General features: G+C 51.9%; 15 protein-coding genes and 6 tRNA genes. 6 read left to right on the forward strand and 15 right to left on the reverse strand.

Annotated elements, in window-relative coordinates:
• Positions 1–94: 94 nt before the first annotated feature.
• The 11 genes from EPIR_RS05895 to nagB all read right to left on the reverse strand — a co-directional run bounded on the left by EPIR_RS05895 (position 95) and on the right by nagB (position 6,897).
• Positions 95–169 (reverse strand) — tRNA-Gln (locus EPIR_RS05895).
• A gap of 66 nt (positions 170–235) precedes the next feature.
• A tRNA-Gln gene (locus EPIR_RS05900) sits at positions 236–310 on the reverse strand.
• 7 nt (positions 311–317) lie between these two features.
• Positions 318–394, reverse strand: a tRNA-Met gene (locus EPIR_RS05905).
• A 37-nt stretch (positions 395–431) separates the two neighbouring features.
• Positions 432–506, reverse strand: a tRNA-Gln gene (locus EPIR_RS05910).
• 19 nt (positions 507–525) lie between these two features.
• Positions 526–610 (reverse strand) — tRNA-Leu (locus tag EPIR_RS05915).
• A gap of 13 nt (positions 611–623) precedes the next feature.
• Positions 624–700: transfer RNA gene (locus tag EPIR_RS05920), tRNA-Met, on the reverse strand.
• A 219-nt stretch (positions 701–919) separates the two neighbouring features.
• Positions 920–2,584 carry an asparagine synthase B gene (gene asnB / locus EPIR_RS05925; protein WP_023654408.1) on the reverse strand — a complete coding sequence of 555 codons (1,665 nt, stop codon included), beginning with the start codon at positions 2,582–2,584 and terminating at the stop codon, positions 920–922.
• A gap of 264 nt (positions 2,585–2,848) precedes the next feature.
• On the reverse strand, positions 2,849–3,601 hold the full coding sequence (locus EPIR_RS05930; RefSeq protein WP_048697002.1) for an HAD-IIA family hydrolase: 753 nt from the start codon (positions 3,599–3,601) through the stop codon (positions 2,849–2,851).
• A 22-nt stretch (positions 3,602–3,623) separates the two neighbouring features.
• Positions 3,624–4,844, reverse strand: a complete 1,221-nt coding sequence (nagC, locus tag EPIR_RS05935) for a DNA-binding transcriptional regulator NagC (protein ID WP_023654410.1) — start codon at positions 4,842–4,844, stop codon at positions 3,624–3,626.
• A 7-nt stretch (positions 4,845–4,851) separates the two neighbouring features.
• Entirely contained in the window at positions 4,852–6,000 is a 1,149-nt protein-coding gene (nagA, locus tag EPIR_RS05940) for an N-acetylglucosamine-6-phosphate deacetylase (protein ID WP_023654411.1), read from the reverse strand.
• 96 nt (positions 6,001–6,096) lie between these two features.
• Positions 6,097–6,897 (reverse strand): glucosamine-6-phosphate deaminase, encoded by an 801-nt coding sequence (gene nagB / locus EPIR_RS05945; RefSeq protein ID WP_023654412.1) that lies wholly within the window; start codon positions 6,895–6,897, stop codon positions 6,097–6,099.
• Between the two features lie 334 nt (positions 6,898–7,231).
• Between nagB and nagE the strand changes: the two genes are divergently transcribed.
• From nagE to mtr, 4 genes are all read left to right on the forward strand, one after another.
• A complete protein-coding gene (nagE, locus tag EPIR_RS05950) occupies positions 7,232–9,172 on the forward strand; it encodes a PTS N-acetyl glucosamine transporter subunit IIABC (protein ID WP_023654413.1) in 1,941 nt (646 codons plus the stop codon).
• Between the two features lie 157 nt (positions 9,173–9,329).
• Complete coding sequence (glnS, locus tag EPIR_RS05955) at positions 9,330–10,997, forward strand: glutamine--tRNA ligase (RefSeq protein ID WP_023654414.1); 1,668 nt, start codon at positions 9,330–9,332, stop codon at positions 10,995–10,997.
• A gap of 114 nt (positions 10,998–11,111) precedes the next feature.
• Positions 11,112–11,501 carry a hypothetical protein gene (locus EPIR_RS05960; protein ID WP_023654415.1) on the forward strand — a complete coding sequence of 130 codons (390 nt, stop codon included), beginning with the start codon at positions 11,112–11,114 and terminating at the stop codon, positions 11,499–11,501.
• A 116-nt stretch (positions 11,502–11,617) separates the two neighbouring features.
• Entirely contained in the window at positions 11,618–12,862 is a 1,245-nt protein-coding gene (gene mtr, locus EPIR_RS05965; protein WP_023654416.1) for a tryptophan permease, read from the forward strand.
• 54 nt (positions 12,863–12,916) lie between these two features.
• Here mtr and fur read toward each other — a convergent pair whose 3' ends face one another.
• The 4 genes from fur to ybfF form a co-directional block, all read right to left on the reverse strand.
• Entirely contained in the window at positions 12,917–13,360 is a 444-nt protein-coding gene (fur, locus tag EPIR_RS05970) for a ferric iron uptake transcriptional regulator (protein ID WP_023654417.1), read from the reverse strand.
• A 393-nt stretch (positions 13,361–13,753) separates the two neighbouring features.
• The gene (fldA, locus tag EPIR_RS05975; RefSeq protein WP_023654418.1) at positions 13,754–14,284 is read right to left on the reverse strand and encodes a flavodoxin FldA; all 531 of its coding nucleotides are present in this window, start codon (positions 14,282–14,284) and stop codon (positions 13,754–13,756) included.
• A 139-nt stretch (positions 14,285–14,423) separates the two neighbouring features.
• On the reverse strand, positions 14,424–14,705 hold the full coding sequence (ybfE, locus tag EPIR_RS05980; RefSeq protein WP_023654419.1) for a LexA regulated protein: 282 nt from the start codon (positions 14,703–14,705) through the stop codon (positions 14,424–14,426).
• Between the two features lie 149 nt (positions 14,706–14,854).
• Positions 14,855–15,619, reverse strand: a complete 765-nt coding sequence (ybfF, locus tag EPIR_RS05985) for an esterase (RefSeq protein WP_023654420.1) — start codon at positions 15,617–15,619, stop codon at positions 14,855–14,857.
• Between the two features lie 265 nt (positions 15,620–15,884).
• Between ybfF and seqA the strand changes: the two genes are divergently transcribed.
• Positions 15,885–16,415: a replication initiation negative regulator SeqA gene (gene seqA, locus EPIR_RS05990; protein WP_048697041.1), complete on the forward strand. Its 531-nt coding sequence runs from the start codon at positions 15,885–15,887 to the stop codon at positions 16,413–16,415.
• Between the two features lie 24 nt (positions 16,416–16,439).
• A complete protein-coding gene (gene pgm / locus EPIR_RS05995) occupies positions 16,440–18,080 on the forward strand; it encodes a phosphoglucomutase (alpha-D-glucose-1,6-bisphosphate-dependent) (protein WP_023654422.1) in 1,641 nt (546 codons plus the stop codon).
• The last annotated feature ends 34 nt before the right edge of the window (positions 18,081–18,114 follow it).

Genomic DNA, 18,114 nt, shown 5'->3' on the forward strand with positions numbered 1-18,114 from the left:
CTACCTTTGGGGGCAGTTCAAAACAGTAGGCTCGTCTTTCTTTATCCGACATGCAGACGTAAAAAATCCCGCGAAAGCGGGCTTTTTTACTTTGTGGCTGGGGTGCAGGGATTCGAACCCCGGAATGCTGGTATCAGAAACCAGAGCCTTACCACTTGGCGACACCCCAATTTTTATGCGACTGGCGAACCAGGCGTCTTTTTCTTTGCGACTCGTAAAACCAGCCGTCTTAATATGGCTGGGGTGCAGGGATTCGAACCCCGGAATGCTGGTATCAGAAACCAGAGCCTTACCACTTGGCGACACCCCAATAAAATTGGTGGCTACTACGGGAATCGAACCTGTGACCCCAGCATTATGAGTGCTGTGCTCTAACCAGCTGAGCTAAGTAGCCTGAATTTTACTGCGTACTACAAATCAATCTAAAAAAATGGCTGGGGTACCTGGATTCGAACCAGGGAATGCCGGCATCAAAAGCCGGTGCCTTACCGCTTGGCGATACCCCATCCGTGCAAGCTTCTGAAATGGTGCGGGAGGCGAGACTTGAACTCGCACACCTTGCGGCGCCAGAACCTAAATCTGGTGCGTCTACCAATTTCGCCACTCCCGCGCAAAAAAAAAGATGGTGGCTACTACGGGAATCGAACCTGTGACCCCAGCATTATGAGTGCTGTGCTCTAACCAGCTGAGCTAAGTAGCCTTCTTTTTTTGCGTCACCTTCATCGGCGTTGCGGGGCGCATTATGCTAAGTTGACCCAAATGCGTCAACTAGTTTTTTCCCGTTTTTTACCAGATCCGTGCTGATTGACTGCCTTGTAACCATCATGACCATAAAAGCAACGGATTATGGGGTTGGTCAGGGCAAAGAGAAAGAAAAACGGGCGATAACGCCCGTATCGGTTTGATAATCTGCTGCTTATTAATAAGCGGACTGGTGAACGCCTACGGCACGCCCTGACGGATCGTCCATGTTTTTGAAGGCTTCATCCCACTCAATGGCTTTCGCCGAAGAGCAGGCCACCGATGGCCCACCCGGCACGCACTCTGCTGCGCTAGGTATTGGGAACAGCTCTGTAAAGATTTCGCGGTACAGATACGCTTCTTTCGACGTTGGCGTGTTGTAAGGGAAACGGAAGTGCGCGGTCTCCAGCTGCTGGTCGCTAACTTGTGCTGCGGCCATCTCTTTCAAGGTATCTATCCAGCTGTAGCCAACGCCGTCAGAGAACTGTTCTTTCTGACGCCATGCCACGCTTTCTGGCAGGTAGGAGGCAAAGCATTCACGCAGAATATGTTTTTCCATTTTGCCATTGCTGCCGCACATTTTGTCCTGTGGGTTGATTCGCATCGCCACATCAAGGAACTTTTTATCCAGGAAAGGAACGCGCGCTTCAACACCCCAGGCGGACATCGCTTTGTTAGCGCGCGCACAGTCAAACATATGCAGGGCATGAAGTTTGCGTACGTTCTCTTCATGGAATTCGCGGGCGTTCGGGGCCTTATGGAAATAGAGGTAGCCACCAAAGACTTCGTCTGCACCTTCGCCAGACAGCACCATCTTGATGCCCATCGCTTTGATTTTACGTGACATCAAATACATCGGCGTGGAGGCGCGAATGGTGGTCACATCATAAGTTTCGATGTGGTAAATCACATCACGGATGGCATCCAGACCTTCCTGCACGGTAAAATGGATTTCGTGATGTACCGTACCCAGATGTTCAGCCACCGTTTTCGCAGCCTTCAGATCCGGCGATCCTTCCAGGCCCACGGCAAATGAGTGCAGTTGAGGCCACCAGGCTTCGCTTTTATCTTCATCTTCTATGCGCTTCGCTGCATAACGCTTAGTGATTGCGGAGATAATAGAAGAGTCCAGCCCGCCAGAAAGCAATACGCCGTAAGGAACATCCGACATCAGGTGACTTTTAACCGACTCCTCCAACGCATTCTTCAGCACATGAGCATCCGTGGTGTTGTTTTCGACAGCCGAATAGTCAAACCAGTCACGCTGCCAGTAGCGGTGGATCTCGCCGTCGGTGCTGGACAGGTAGCTGCCCGCCGGAAATTCTTTGATGCTGCGGCACACCGGAACCAGCGCCTTCATTTCTGAAGCAACAAACAGGTTTCCGTGCTCGTCATTGCCCATATACAGTGGAATGATGCCGATATGGTCGCGGCCAATCAGGTAAGTGTTTTTCACGCTGTCATACAGGATAAAGGCGAACATTCCCTGAAGATCGTCCAGGAAGTCGATGCCTTTCTCCTGGTACAAAGCCAGAATCACTTCACAGTCAGAATCGGTCTGGAACTCATAGCGGTCGCTCAATTCAGCGCGCAGCGCCTGATGGTTATAAATTTCACCGTTCACCGCAAGAACGTGGGTATGTGCTGCGTTGTAAAGCGGCTGTGCGCCGTTGTTAACGTCGACGATAGACAGGCGTTCGTGAGCGAGGATTGCATGGTCGTCAGCGTAAACGCCGGACCAGTCCGGGCCACGGTGACGCATCAGGCGTGATAGCTCAAGCGCTTTCTTACGAAGTTCAGCAGGATCGCTTTTCAGATCCAGTACACCAAAAATAGAACACATATGCAGCTCCCTAACGACTTAATTTGCGGTGAAAATATGGGGTTTACGCGACAGTGATCGCGTGATGTCTATGAAAATGCGCTAACGCGGCAGGTGATGCAAGTATTTTAACGAATTGATGAAAATTAGCCTGTTGACCGGATGGAAATATTAGCGGATATGCAATTTTTAGGTAATTTAATTGATGAATCTTCATTTTAGGGCAAGGTGAGGATGAAAATTGTACGAAGAGGCATGGCGATGCCCGGCGAACCGGGCAGTGTGCTAGAAAATGTCAATATCAGCGACGGAAGGATAAACCCAGGTTGGGCGGTATGGCATGGCGTCAATATCACTGAGTGTGGAAACCCCCGACAGCACCAAAACAGTCTCCAGCCCAGCCTGGAACCCGGCAAGAATATCGGTGCGCAGGTTATCGCCAACGATAACCGTCTCTTCGGAATGCGCCTGCATCTTGTTGAGCGCCGCACGCATTATCCACGGGCTGGGCTTACCAACATAGAAGGGCTGGCGGCCGGAAATTTTTTCAATGCCGGCACAGAGCGCGCCGCAGGCTGGTGAAAACCCGTGGCCATGACTGTCGGGATTGGTGGCAATAAAACGCGCCCCGTTGGCAACAAACCTGGCTGCTTTATGCATCATATCCCAGTTGAATGAGCGCGTTTCTCCGACAATAACGAAATCAGGATTGATATCGGTAATGGTGAATCCCGCTTTATAGAGTTCGTGGATCAGCGCTCCTTCACCGATAACAAAGGCTTTCTTACCTTCCTGACGTTTCAAAAAGTCGGCAGTAGCCATTGCGGAGGTATAAAACACGCTGTCAGGAAGTTCAATGCCAGCGGAGGCAAAGCGGTTAGCCAGATCCATTGCGGTTTGTGATGGGTAGTTAGTCAGCACCACCAGCGGCATATCATTGCCCAGGATGCGTTGTAAAAACTCGCGAGCACCGGGTACGGCGGTATTATCGTGCATCAGCACGCCGTCTATATCGCAGATTACGTTCTTTATTGTCATGCGTTCAGAGTCCATCTATTAATTAACTTTCCAACAGGCGTTGCAGCAGAATACCGTTCAGCATCGCACGTTTTACCAGAGCAAAAGCGCCGATTGCCGAGCGGTGGTCAATCTGAGATCGTACCACCGGAAGGTCTTTACGAAAGGCTTTAAGAGCCTGCGCATTAATGCAGCCTTCAATCGCTGGCAGCAGCACTTTATCAGCTGCGATAATATCGCCAGCAATAACGATTTTTTGTGGGTTGAACAGGTTAATGGCGATGGCAATAGCTTTGCCGAGATGGCGGCCAACATGCTCGATCACTTCACTGGCCAATGCATCCCCGCGATTGGCCGCCTGGCAAATCGACGGCATCTGGCAGCGTTCCAGCGTAAGAGTACTCGGGTAACCTTGGGTGAGAAGATGACGCACGCGGTGCTCAATTGCGTTGTTAGCTGCAATGGTTTCCAGGCAGCCAAAGTTCCCGCAGTGGCAGCGTTCGCCTAAGGGATCAACCTGAATATGCCCAATCTCACCGACATTACCCTTGCTGCCGAGGAAGATACCGCCATTGGCGATGATACCGGCACCGGTACCACGATGTACACGCACCAGAATGGAGTCCGAACAGTCGCGTGACGCACCAAAATAGTGCTCGGCCAGCGCCAGACTACGGATATCGTGCCCGACAAAACTGGCTAAGCCGAAACGTTTTTCCAGATGAGCAACCAGCGGCCAGCAGTTGACGCTGATGTGCGGCATGTAGCGGATGATACCGTTAAACGGATCGACCAAACCCGGTAAAGTCACCGAAATAGCGATAAGCTCACGCAGCTTACGTTGATGTTGTTCGCAGAAGTCGGCAATCGCCTTAAACAGCGCCTCTTCCAGCGCTTCCTGCGTGCGCTGCGGCAGGGGATACCGTTCTTCTGCCAGTGATTTACCGCTAAGATCGAAAAGCATTATTGTGGCATCACTTCGTCCCAGACGGACGCCTACGGTATTAAAGCCGCGAGTTTCAGTGATGATGGAGATGGCCCGGCGTCCTCCGGTTGAAGCCTGCTGGTCGACCTCACGGATCAGCCCACGTTCGATAAGTTGGCGGGTGATTTTGGTGACGCTGGCGGGCGCAAGCTGGCTAAGATCAGAGATTTGAATCCGTGATATAGGGCCCTGCTGGTCGATGAGCCGATAGACGGCCGCGCTATTAAGCTGTTTAACAAGATCAACATTTCCAATTTGAGCCTGGCCGCCGGTGGTCATTAAATATCTACTCGCTTAAGACCTCGTTACCATTAACGATGGTCCGGGTGATTTTATAGTCGCGGGTAAACACGGTCAGATTGGCCACTTTTCCAGCTTCAATCGTCCCCAGTGTTTTATCCACGCCAATTGCACGCGCCGGGTATAGCGTTGCCATGCGCAGCGCCTCATTAAGGGGGATGCCGACATGTTCGACGCTGTTAGCCACAGCTTCGATCATAGTCAGCGCCGAACCACTGAGAGTGCCGTTTTCATCAACACATAACCCATTACGATAGTATATTGTTTTGCCAGCAAAAATGAACCGATCAATGCAAGCTCCTGCGGGGGCGGTCGCGTCCGTGACCAGTATCAGCTTGTCGCCTTTGATACGTTTAGCATTACGAATATTGGTGTAATGGACATGCAAACCATCAGCGATAATGCCACACCACACGTCAGGCGAATCGAACAGTGCACCAATCAAACCGGGGGCGCGACCGCTGGTGGTGGGCATGGCATTATAAAGATGAGTGGAGAACGTCACCCCGGCATCAATCCCGTTCAAGGCTTCCTCATAGGTGCTGTTTGAGTGGCCAGCAGAGATGACGATGCCCGCATCACGTAACTGACGAATAACCGCAGCGTCAACTTTTTCGGGGGCCAGAGTAATTTTGCTAATCACATCGGCGTTAGCGCAAAGGAATTCAACGAGTTCATGGCTGGGGGAGCGGATCAGATCCGGGTTATGGGTGCCTTTTTTCAGCGGATTGAGCCAGGGGCCTTCAAGATGCAGGCCCAGCGCCTGATTAGCGTTCTGCGCCAGCCAGGCTCTCATCACCTCTACCGCACGCATCATTAACTCATCACTGCTGGTGATCAACGTCGGCAGAAAGCTGGTGCAGCCAGATTTTTCGTTGGCTTTTTGCATGATTTTCAGCGTTTCAACACCGATCGCCGCCATATCATCATTGAACTGTACGCCGCCGCAGCCATTAAGCTGTAGGTCGATAAAGCCAGGGGCAATAATGGCATCACCCACCTCATGAATTTCAATCCCGGCCGGGAGCTCTTCCAGCGGACAAATACGTTCAATCAGGCCATTGGCAATCACTACCGCATGTCGCTCAAGAATACGGTGGCCGGTAAAAATTCGGCCCTGGGTTAAAGCGTACATAATTATTCTCCTGACTCTACTCATATTCCTTTCCTGCCGGGTAGCGGATGGTCACGGCAGGAGTGGGTCTGTTATAACGATATTGCCCGACGCTCACTACAGATGTTCAATATTTTCCGCTTCCATTTCACGGAAATACTTCACGGTTTTCATTTTCAATTCCATCGTCGCGGGTTCGTCACAGACCACGATGCCTTTAGCATGCAGCTGCAGACAGCTGATGGTCCACATATGGTTGACATTGCCCTCTACGGCTGCCTGCAGCGCCTGCGCTTTCAGATGACCGGTAACCAGAATCATCACCTCTTCGGCATCCAGCAGCGTTCCCACGCCCACGGTGAGGGCGTACTTAGGAACCAGGTTGACATCACCGCCAAAAAAGCGTGAATTGGCAATGCGCGTATCATGAGTCAGCGTTTTAATACGTGTGCGGGAGGCCAGCGATGAGGCCGGTTCGTTAAACGCGATATGGCCATCGTTACCGACTCCTCCCATAAACAGGTGTATTTTTCCATAAGCGCGGATTTTCTCCTCATATTGGCGACATTCTGCGTCAATATCGGCAGCATTGCCATTGAGAAGATTAATGTTTTCACTTGGAATATCAACATGATCAAAAAAGTTATGATGCATAAAGCTATGATAACTTTCCGGGTGTTCTTTTGGCAGCCCGACATATTCATCCATGTTGAATGTGACAACATGTCTGAAGCTGACCTGGCCCGATTTATGCATGTCGATGAGATGCTTGTAGGCTTGCAGCGGCGTACCGCCGGTGGGCAGGCCAAGTACAAACGGGCGCTCGGCAGTGGGTTTAAACGCATTGATGCGGTTGACAATATGGCGTGCAGCCCATTTGCCTACCTGGTCTGGTGTTAACAGAGGGATCAGTCTCATTTTGCACCTCATTTTGAGAGTAGGGTGGTAAGTGTAAAACCGATGCTCAAACTGTTGTTGAAAAAGCGTAATGCTATAACCTTCAGAAAGAAGTGAACATCTGTTTTGATTTTTCGAATCATAAAATAAGTGAGCCTTATTTGCCAGCCTCTTCACCCATTGAGTTGGCTTTTAGAGTGACTAAAATCACATAAGCGGTGATTTAATTTGCGATGCGAATTTATTGTTTCTAGACTCTGTTTCGTATTTTGTATGGTAAAACGGGTTGTTAAAACACACAGCAATTAATGCAGTTTTATGTCGCCTGAATTAAGCGGGCACAGCGGGGGGAAAAGTGAATATTCTGGGATTCTTTCAACGATTAGGGCGGTCATTACAGCTGCCGATAGCGGTACTGCCAGTGGCTGCGCTGATGCTGCGTTTTGGTCAGCCTGATTTACTCAATATGTCATTTATTGCTCAGGGCGGCGGAGCGATTTTCGACAATCTTCCGCTTATCTTTGCTATCGGGGTGGCCTCTACCTGGTCTAAAGATAACGCTGGGGCGGCCGCACTGGCTGGTGCAGTGGGTTACTTCATCATGACAAAAGCGATGGTGACGATCAGCCCGACAGTAAATATGGGCGTTTTAGCGGGAATTATTACCGGTCTGATTGCCGGTATGACCTACAACCGTTGGGCTGATATTAAACTCCCTGATTTCCTCAGCTTCTTTGGTGGCAAACGTTTTGTGCCGATCGCGACCGGCTTCTTTTGTCTGGTGTTGGCTGCGGTATTCGGCTACGTCTGGCCTCCGGTGCAGGCCGCTATTCATGCCGGCGGTGAGTGGATTGTGTCAGAAGGTGCGCTGGGTGCCGGTATTTTCGGCCTGGTTAACCGTCTTCTGATCCCAACCGGACTGCATCAGGTATTAAATACGATTGCCTGGTTCCAGATTGGTGAGTTCACCAATGCTGCCGGTGCGGTATTCCACGGCGACATCAACCGCTTCTATGCCGGAGACGGTACGGCGGGGATGTTTATGTCTGGCTTCTTCCCGATCATGATGTTTGGTCTGCCGGGCGCAGCGCTGGCAATGTACCTGGCAGCACCTAAAGCACGCCGGTCGATGGTTGGTGGAATGCTGCTTTCCGTGGCGGTAACCGCGTTTCTGACCGGGGTAACCGAGCCGCTGGAATTCCTGTTTATGTTCCTGGCCCCGGCGCTATATTTAATCCATGCCCTGTTGACCGGCATCAGTCTGTTTGCGGCAACCGCGCTGGGCATTCATGGCGGGTTCTCTTTCTCGGCAGGCGCGATTGATTACGCATTAATGTATAAGCTGCCTGCCGCGAGCCATAACGTCTGGCTTCTGCTGGTGATGGGCCTGATTGCTTTCATGGTGTATTTCTTACTGTTTAGTGCGGTTATCCGTATCTTCAACCTGAAAACGCCGGGGCGTGACGATACTTCTGAACAGCAGACAAATATGAAAGGTGTCAACAGTAATACCGAAGAAGGATTGGCCCAGCTTTCCCGCCAGTATATTGGGGCGGTAGGTGGTTCAGATAACCTCAACGTCATTGATGCCTGTATTACCCGCCTGCGTCTGTCTGTAAAAGACGCGTCACAAGTGGATGATGCCGCCTGCAAAAGGTTGGGAGCTTCAGGCGTGGTGAAGCTGAACAAGCAGACGATTCAGGTAATTGTTGGCGCGAAAGCCGAATCGATCGCCGAACAGATGAAAAAACTGATCGATCGGGGGCCTGTCGCAGCGACGAGTGGTACGGTTACCGCACAAGTAGCGCCACAGGCTGTACCCAATAGCGCCAAAGGCATCGTTGCGACCCTGGTGGCTCCGGTCAGCGGAACGGTGGTGGCTATCGATCGCGTGCCGGACGAAGCCTTTGCCAGTAAAGCTGTCGGCGATGGGTTGGCTATTCAGCCAACCAGCAGCACCGTTGTCGCGCCGGCAGCCGGCACCCTGGTGAAAATCTTCAATACCAACCATGCTTTCTGCCTGGAAACGGCTAAAGGGGTAGAAGTGGTGGTACACATGGGGCTGGATACCGTGGCGCTACAGGGTAAAGGATTCACTCGCCTGGCTGAAGAGGGGGCAGAGGTGGTGGCCGGACAACCGATACTGGAAATGGACCTCGCATTCCTTAATGAGCATGCGCGCTCAATGGTCAGTCCGGTCGTGGTCAGCAACATGGATGATTTTGCTGGTTTAACGCTGCTTGCCGGTGAAACGGTGGTAGCCGGTGAGACGCGTCTGTATGAAATTAATGGCTAAGCCGCGCGGTTAAGGCGGTTGTTGCAGGGCGGGGAGCCATTCCCCGCCTTTTTTTATGAATTTCCCGCAACAAACGGTTGTTTCACTTTCTTGCTTGGTGGATCATACCCCGTTATTTCGACGCTAATTTATGCCATGCATTGTTGAGGAAATTGAGATGAGTGAGGCTGAAGCCCGCCCAACTAACTTTATTCGTCAGATCATTGACGAAGACCTGGCGAACGGTAAGCACAGCACGGTGCACACCCGTTTCCCGCCTGAGCCAAACGGCTATCTGCATATTGGCCATGCCAAATCGATTTGTCTGAATTTTGGTATTGCGCAAGACTACCAGGGAGAGTGTAATCTGCGTTTTGACGATACCAATCCGGTGAAAGAAGATCTGGAATTTGTTGAGTCAATTAAACGTGATGTGCAGTGGCTTGGCTTCCAGTGGAGCGGTGAAATACGGTACTCATCTGACTATTTTGAACAGTTGCACAACTATGCCGTTGAGCTGATCGGTAAAGGTCTGGCTTACGTAGACGAACTGTCACCTGAGCAGATCCGTGAATACCGTGGCAGCCTGACATCAGCAGGTAAAAACAGCCCGTACCGCGACCGCAGCGTGGAAGAGAATCTTGAACTGTTCGCGAAAATGCGTAACGGTGAGTTTGCCGAAGGCACCGCCTGCCTGCGCGCCAAAATCGATATGGCTTCCCATTTTATCGTGCTGCGCGATCCGGTTATCTACCGTATCAAGTTTGCAGACCACCACCAGACCGGTAACAAGTGGTGCATCTATCCGATGTATGACTTTACCCATTGCATATCCGATGCGCTTGAAGGGATCACGCACTCACTGTGTACCCTGGAGTTCCAGGATAATCGCCGTCTGTACGACTGGGTGCTGGATAACATCACTATTCCGGTACACCCGCGCCAGTATGAGTTTTCACGCCTCAATCTTGAGTACGCCATCATGTCCAAGCGCAAGCTGAACCTGCTGGTGACGGAGAAGGTGGTGGAGGGGTGGGACGATCCGCGTATGCTCACCGTCTCCGGCCTGCGCCGCCGTGGCTACAGCGCAGGATCTCTTCGTGAGTTCTGCCGCCGTATTGGCGTGACAAAGCAGGACAACATCGTGGAGATGGCCGCGCTCGAAAGCTGTATTCGTGACGATCTCAACGAAAACGCACCTCGTGCGATGGCGGTTCTGGATGCGGTCAAAGTGGTGATTGAAAATCTGCCTGCTCATCATGAAGAGACGATTAGCATGCCGAATCATCCCAATAAGCCGGAGATGGGTATGCGCCAGGTACCGTTCAGCCGCGAGATTTATATCGATCGTGCCGACTTCCGCGAAGAAGCGAACAAGCACTATAAGCGTCTGGTATTGGGTAAAGAGGTGCGCTTACGTAATGCTTACGTTATTAAAGCCGAGCGGATAGCGAAGGATGAAGCGGGCAATATTACCTGCCTGTTCTGCTCTTGCGATATCGATACCCTGAGCAAAGACCCGGCCGATGGCCGCAAAGTGAAGGGCGTCATCCACTGGGTTTCAGCAGAACACGCGCTGCCGGCAGAATTTCGCCTGTACGATCGCTTGTTCAACGTGCCTAACCCGGCGGCGGCGGAGGATTTCCTCACCACCATTAACCCTGACTCGCTGGTTATCCGCCAGGGCTTTGTTGAGCCAGGTATGCAACAAGCGCAGGCATCTGCTCCTTACCAGTTCGAGCGTGAAGGCTATTTCTGCGCTGACAGCGTTTATTCCAGCCCGACTAAGCTGGTATTTAACCGTACCGTGGGTCTGCGCGACACCTGGGCTAAAAACGGCGAATAAGTCGGATTTCATGTGTGAAAAGGGCGATGATTCGCCCTTTTTTTTCGTTCATTGCTCATGGTGTCCTTGTGATTGATATCGTTGTCTTCACCGCTCCGGAATTAAGGATATGACATGTCAGAATTAACTGAACAAGCCAGTCACAGCGTTATCGTGCTGCATGAGATCATTACCGATGTATTCAATGGCGACGGCAGTAAAATTCCGCAGCTGCTCGGTCATTTCGCGCCAGAATTCACCATGATTACCCCGGCCGGTAAAACGCTGTCGCTGGATGAGGTTGCCGCGTTGTTTACACGTTTGTCAGGAGAACGAAAGGGTGTGGTTATCACCATTGAGCGGTGCCAGCTTATCGCGCAGTTTGGCCAGCAGGCGGTCATTCAGTATCACGAGCTACAGCAGCAGGGGGATCATTGCACCGATCGTGTTTCCTTAGCGGTGATTGATTGCGCCTGCAATCCACCGCGCTGGCACTATTTACAAGAAACAATGGTTGTCAACTAATTACTGTACTAGTTCGATGGTGTGATTGCAGGTAAACTGTGCGGCGTTAATGCCGTTTAGCCAGTGGAATATCCCGGCGAGGGCGTTTTTATTCTGTTTTTCGCTAAGGATTTGCTATGGCTGCACCCGCTTCTGCTGCTCTCCCCTCCACGCTGTGGGGTACCCTAATTATCGGCGGCACCATTATTGGTGCCGGTATGTTTTCTCTGCCGGTGGTGATGTCCGGTGCCTGGTTTCTCTGGTCATCAATGATGTTAATCGTCACCTGGTTTTGCATGTTGCTATCCGGGCTGCTCTATCTTGAAGCCAGCCTGCACTATCCTGCCGGAGCCAGTTTCAATACCGTCACTCGCGATCTGATGGGGCGCGGCTGGAATGCCTTTAATGGCCTTTCGGTGGTATTTGTCCTCAGCATCCTGACTTACGCCTATATCTCGGCCAGCGGTGCAATCATTCAACACAGTCTGAATCAGCTGAATGTGGGCATATCGGCGCGCGTCGCCGGGCTGTTATTCACGCTGTTTGTCGCGCTGTTTATCTGGCTGGGGACCGCCGTAGTGAGCCGTATGGCGCTAATTTTTCTTGGCGCAAAGGTGATCACTTTTCTGATGATTTTCGGCGGGCTGCTATGGCATATCCAGCCGGCCAATCTGCTGGACAGCGGCACGGGTGAGAGTCACTACCTGCGCTATTTGTGGATAGTGGTGCCTTTTTGCCTTGCCTCTTTTGGTTACCACGGCAATATTGCCGGTCTGATCGGCTACTATGGCAAAGATGCTGGTCGCATCAGTCGCTGCCTGCTCTATGGGACGTTGCTGGCGCTGGTGATTTACTTTGTCTGGATTATTGGCACGATGGGCAATATTCCGCGTGCTGATTTTAAGGCGATTGCCGCGCAGGGCGGCAATATTGACGTGCTGGTCTCGGCCCTGTCAGGCGTGTTGCAGAGTCGTAATCTGAATCTGCTGCTGGACATTTTTTCTAATTTCGCCGTCGCCTGTTCATTTCTTGGCGTCAGCCTCGGCTTCTTTGATTATCTTGCTGATTTATTCCGCCTGGACAATTCAGCCACCGGGCGGCTGAAAACCACGGTTCTGACGTTTATCCTGCCGTTAACGGCTGCGATGATTTGGCCAAATGGTTTTCTGCTGGCAATCGGTTATGCCGGGCTGGCAGCAACGGTCTGGGCGGTGATCACTCCGGCACTGCTCGCCTTGCGGGCGCGTCAGCGCTTCGTCACGGCGTCATGGCGGGTAAGAGGTGGCGTGTTGCCTGTGGTGCTGGTACTGGTGTTCGGGGCCTTGAATGCGGTGGTATCAATACTGTCTTACGGCGGATGGTTACCGGTTTATACCCAGTAGCAGGGAAAAAAAACGGTGGCACAGAGGCCACCGTTTTAACATTTGAAAGCACGATCACTGGTCGTGAAGGGTCTCGTCTTCACGGCAGTCGCCCAAAGCACAGTGTCCATACAGATACAGGCTGTGGTTACTCAGTTTGATGCCGTGACGCTTGGCGATATCGCGCTGACGTGACTCAATGGATTCGTCACTAAATTCAATGACCTTACCGCAATCCAGGCAGATCAGATGATCGTGATGCTTTTGCTGCGTCAATTCGAAAACGGATTTTCCGCCTTCGAAGTTGTGGCGGGTAACGATCCCCGCGTCGTCGAACTGGTTCAGCACGCGGTAAACCGTGGCCAGACCAATTTCTTCGCCCATGTCGATCAGACGTTTATATAAGTCTTCCGCACTGACGTGATGGCCTTCGGGCTCCTGAAGCACTTCCAGAATTTTCAGTCGGGGAAGCGTGACTTTCAGGCCGGCCTTCTTTAATGCGGTGTTATTGTCAGTCATGCGGATTTTGTCCTGTTACTTTGCTCGTCACTTAGTGGCTGTAAAGCCCTGAACATCGGTCGACGCTAAAGCGGAATAAAAGTCAGTATAGAACTGATACGTCGAAATGAAAACCAAAAGGGATGCCAGAAACCGCTGACAGAGGTAAGAATAAAATTCGTTACCTCCAAGGGAGTTAGCGCCCGGGTGGTGCAAAGTTAACATTTCGAACTGCCACTACCGATCTTTCATTAGCCGACTGGGTCGTCAAAAATGAGACGGGCGCTTAGAGAGCCGATAACCGATAAGGGTATTATACCGTTTCGCAGGTGAAAGGTACAAATTTGAATCTATTGCATCTATAGCAAAAACCGTGAAAGTGGTGTGAGTTAACCCCCCACCAGATCACACTGTTCAGGCTTCGATAATCTCTTGCAGCTGAAGTTCATCAAAAATTTGTTTGACCCACAGATCAACGCGTTGGTTGGTGAGTTCTGGCTGTCTGTCTTCATCAATAGCCAGGCCGAGGAAGTGGTTTTCGTCCGCCATACCTTTTGATGCCTCAAAGGTGTAACCTTCTGTTGACCAGTGACCGACGATCACTGCACCTTTAGGCTCGATGATATCGCGAATGGTCCCCAATGCATCACAGAAGTACTCGGAATAGTCTTCCTGATCGCCGCAGCCAAACAGGGCAACCAGCTTACCGTTAAAATCGATTTCGGCAAGGGTAGGGAAAAAGTCATCCCAGTCGCACTGCGCTTCACCGTAATACCAGGTAGGGATGCCCAGCAGCAAAATATCAAAGGCTTCAAGATCTTCTTTGCTGCTTTTGGCAATATCATGAACTTCTGCAACGTCCTTACCCAGCTGTTTCTGGATCATCTTTGCAATGTTTTCTGTATTACCTGTGTCGCTGCCAAAGAAAATGCCGACAAGTGCCATGAGTTTAATAACCTCTTGAATCTTAATGATATGGTGACTGCTGAATGACAAGCAGATAGACGTAATGATAACAGACTGCCGCGGGCGGATAAATCTATAATACGGCAACATTTGTTGCTGAGTGCTCACCCGCTACCGTTCAGCTTTGGTGGCGCTGTAACTGATCAAGCAGCATCTCTTCAATCAGTTCGCTGCGGCTCATGTTGCGTTCTTCAGCCAGCTGATTAAGCACTTCGACCGCTTCGCTGTTCATTTTTAGTTCGACACGCTTCAACCCGCGTACTTTATCGCGTTTAAGCTGGTTGCGTTTATTGATACGCAGCTGTTGATCACGCGTGAGCGGATTCGTTTTAGGTCGTCCCGGGCGACGTTCATCTGCAAACAGATCGAGCGTTGTGCGGTCGGTGTTCTCTTTTGCCATAGGAATCGTAATACTGAAAGGCTGGATTTCTGATGAATGAGTCCGTCATGCCGCCTGAAAAATCAGCAGCGGCAAAATTTTAGCGCGCCATCATACCCCAGCGAAAGTGGTGACGACAATCATTTCACCGCAGCGGGAAATAATTGTTTTTACAGCGCAAAAAAGCGGCGAATTGCGCGCAAAACCGCATCAGGTTTTTCCGCATGAACCCAATGTCCGGCACCTGCAATCACATGCGCGCGTGCCTGTGGGAACTGCGCCAGCAGCTCGTCACGATATTCATCGTCCAGATAAGGTGATAATTCGCCACGAATAAACAGCACCGGATGGGGCCATGCTGGCTGCGCCCCCCAGCCGATAAGACGGTCGTAGCACTCCCAGAGCACCGGGACATTGAAGCGCCATTCGCCTTCATGAAATGATTTGAGGAGAAATTGAATAACGCCTTCTTCTGCGAGGGTTTCACGCATCAGCTTGGCGGCATCACTACGCCGGGTGATACCGGCGACCGTCACGGCCCGTAGCGCGGTAAATATTTGATCGTGATGACGAGTGCGGTACGCAACGGGCGCAATATCGATCACAACCATGCCCGCCACGCGCTCGGGGGCCAGTGCTGCAAGCGTCATGGCGATCTTCCCGCCCATAGAATGACCGATCACCCCGAAGCGTTCGACCTGTAGGCCGTCAAGCGTATCGAGGATATCCTGTGCCATCAGCGGATAATCCATTTCGGCTGCGCGCCCGGAAACGCCATGATTTCGCACATCAAGTTGGATCAAACGGCGATCGTCCTTCAATCCCCGCGCCAGCACGCCGAGATTATCCAGGCTGCCAAACAGGCCGTGAATAAGCACCAGCGGGAGATCGTTGGTCACAGTTTGTTCAGATTGCACGCGGAAATTCAAATTCATAGCGAAGTTCTTACAGTTGAGAGGAGGGGTTAGGGTATCATGAATTCCACAATTTCTTCTGCTGGCAGAGGGAGTGCTTCCGGACTTTATTAAGGCATAATCTGACTTTTGCCGTTAAACGGGCCTGGCGCTACACTCTGGCAGTATTTAACTTTATAGTCCTGATGTTGGAACAGGTTGGGCTGGCGCTCTCAATACGACGATGAGGCTCATGTTCGGCTCTGGCCACCCGGGTTCTGATAAGCAAAAACCGTATTGGATAAAGATGAAAACGATAGAAGTCGACGAAGAGCTATACCGCTATATTGCCAGCCACACTCAGCATATTGGTGAAAGCGCATCGGATATCTTGCGCCGGATGCTGAAGTTCACTGCGGGTCAAAGCGCCCCGCTGACAGCCGCAATATCTGCCACTTCACCGTCCGCTAAAGCGGAGGTGCGTCCGCAGAACCCTGTGCGCGCGGTGCGTGAGCTGTTGCTGTCTGATGAGTATGCCGAGCAAAAAAGAGCAGTGAACCGCTTCATGCTGATTTTATCGACTTTGTACAGTCTGGATGCCAAAGCGTTTGGTGCAGCGACAGAGTCACTGCATGGACGTACCCGCGTTTACTTTGCGGGTAATCAGCAAACGCTGCTGGAGAGTGGTACCCATACTAAGCCGCAGCATGTTCCCGGCACGCCGTACTGGGTGATCACCAATACAAATACCGATCGTAAACGCAGCATGGTGGAACACATCATGCAATCAATGCAGTTCCCGGCGGAACTGGCTGAAAAAGTTTGCGGTACCCTCTAACTTTAGCGTCAGGGAGAAGCGCCAATGGCCAATCACCCCCGTGCCGGGCAAGCCGCCCAGCAGAGCGATTTGATTAATGTTGCACAATTAACCTCGCAGTATTATGTCCTGCAACCTGAACAGGGTAATGCGGAGCATGCGGTAAAATTTGGCACCTCCGGCCATCGCGGTAGCGCAGGTCGTCATAGCTTTAATGAGATGCACATTCTGGCGATTGCGCAGGCCATTGCTGAAGAACGCAAAAAGAATGGGGTGACCGGGCCTTGTTATGTCGGCAAGGACACCCATGCGCTGTCAGAACCGGCAATTATCTCGGTGCTGGAAGTGCTTGCGGCTAACGGCGTGGATGTAATCGTGCAGCAGGATAATGGTTATACGCCAACGCCAGCTATCTCGAATGCTATTCTTGAGCACAATAAAAATGGCGGGCCACTGGCCGATGGCATTGTGATCACGCCGTCCCATAACCCGCCGGAAGATGGTGGGATCAAATATAATCCGCCTAACGGTGGTCCGGCCGATACCAACGTCACTAAAGTGGTGGAAGACCGCGCCAACGCGCTGATCAAAGATGGCCTGAAAGAGGTTAAGCGCGTGACGCTGGATCAGGCCTGGGCCAGTGGTCATTTGCAGGAAAAAGATCTGATCCAGCCCTATATCGAAGGTCTGGCACAAATCGTTGATATTGCAGCAATCCAGAAAGCCGGGTTGAAGATTGGCGTCGACCCGCTGGGCGGTGCCGGTATGGCTTACTGGCAGCGTATTGCTGATTTTTACCAGCTTGACCTGACCATTGTTAATGATGCCGTAGATCAGACTTTCCGCTTTATGCATCTGGACCACGATGGTGTGATCCGCATGGACTGCTCATCGGAATCCGCTATGGCGGGTCTGCTGGCGCTGCGCGATGAGTTTGACCTGGCGTTTGCCAACGATCCGGATTATGACCGTCACGGTATCGTCACCCCTGCTGGGCTGATGAATCCTAACCATTATCTGGCGGTGGCAATTCAGTATCTGTTCCAGCACCGTCCGCAGTGGGGCAAAGACGTTGCCGTCGGTAAAACGCTGGTTTCCAGCGCAATGATTGACCGCGTGGTGGATGATTTGGGGCGTAAGCTGGTGGAAGTGCCGGTCGGCTTCAAATGGTTTGTTGATGGCCTGTTTGACGGTAGCTTCGGCTTTGGTGGCGAAGAGAGCGCGGGCGCGTCATTCCTGCGCTTCGACGGCACGCCGTGGTCTACGGATAAAGACGGGATCATCATGTGTCTGCTGGCAGCGGAAATTACCGCGGTAACCGGCAAGAATCCGCAGCAGCACTATGATGAGCTGGCCGCGCGCTTTGGCGCACCCAGCTACAACCGCTTGCAGGCTCCGGCCACATCGGCACAGAAAACCGCCTTGTCAAAACTGTCACCGGATATGGTCAGTGCAGACACGCTGGCAGGGGATGCTATCACCGCTCGCCTGACGGCGGCTCCGGGTAACGGCGCGGCGATAGGCGGTCTGAAAGTGATGACCAAAAACGGCTGGTTTGCCGCGCGTCCGTCCGGCACGGAAGATGCTTACAAAATTTACTGCGAAAGTTTCCTCGGTGCCGAACACCGCGAGAAAATTGAGAAAGAAGCGGTAGAAATTGTCAGTGCGGTGCTGAACAACGCCTGAATTTGACAGGTTGTGAAAAAGGGCGTTCACCCGG

Origin of the sequence: Erwinia piriflorinigrans CFBP 5888 (assembly GCF_001050515.1) — a bacterium.
GTDB classification, from domain to species: domain Bacteria; phylum Pseudomonadota; class Gammaproteobacteria; order Enterobacterales; family Enterobacteriaceae; genus Erwinia; species Erwinia piriflorinigrans.

Coding starts and splice junctions, on each gene's coding strand:
- asnB (WP_023654408.1), bottom strand. CDS start 2,584: ATGTGTTCTATTTTTGGTGTACTGGATCTGAAAAGCGATCCTGCTGAA.
- EPIR_RS05930 (WP_048697002.1), bottom strand. CDS start 3,601: ATGACAATAAAGAACGTAATCTGCGATATAGACGGCGTGCTGATGCAC.
- nagC (WP_023654410.1), bottom strand. CDS start 4,844: ATGACCACCGGCGGCCAGGCTCAAATTGGAAATGTTGATCTTGTTAAA.
- nagA (WP_023654411.1), bottom strand. CDS start 6,000: ATGTACGCTTTAACCCAGGGCCGAATTTTTACCGGCCACCGTATTCTT.
- nagB (WP_023654412.1), bottom strand. CDS start 6,897: ATGAGACTGATCCCTCTGTTAACACCAGACCAGGTAGGCAAATGGGCT.
- glnS (WP_023654414.1), top strand. CDS start 9,330: ATGAGTGAGGCTGAAGCCCGCCCAACTAACTTTATTCGTCAGATCATT.
- EPIR_RS05960 (WP_023654415.1), top strand. CDS start 11,112: ATGTCAGAATTAACTGAACAAGCCAGTCACAGCGTTATCGTGCTGCAT.
- mtr (WP_023654416.1), top strand. CDS start 11,618: ATGGCTGCACCCGCTTCTGCTGCTCTCCCCTCCACGCTGTGGGGTACC.
- fur (WP_023654417.1), bottom strand. CDS start 13,360: ATGACTGACAATAACACCGCATTAAAGAAGGCCGGCCTGAAAGTCACG.
- fldA (WP_023654418.1), bottom strand. CDS start 14,284: ATGGCACTTGTCGGCATTTTCTTTGGCAGCGACACAGGTAATACAGAA.
- ybfE (WP_023654419.1), bottom strand. CDS start 14,705: ATGGCAAAAGAGAACACCGACCGCACAACGCTCGATCTGTTTGCAGAT.
- ybfF (WP_023654420.1), bottom strand. CDS start 15,619: ATGAATTTGAATTTCCGCGTGCAATCTGAACAAACTGTGACCAACGAT.
- seqA (WP_048697041.1), top strand. CDS start 15,885: ATGAAAACGATAGAAGTCGACGAAGAGCTATACCGCTATATTGCCAGC.
- pgm (WP_023654422.1), top strand. CDS start 16,440: ATGGCCAATCACCCCCGTGCCGGGCAAGCCGCCCAGCAGAGCGATTTG.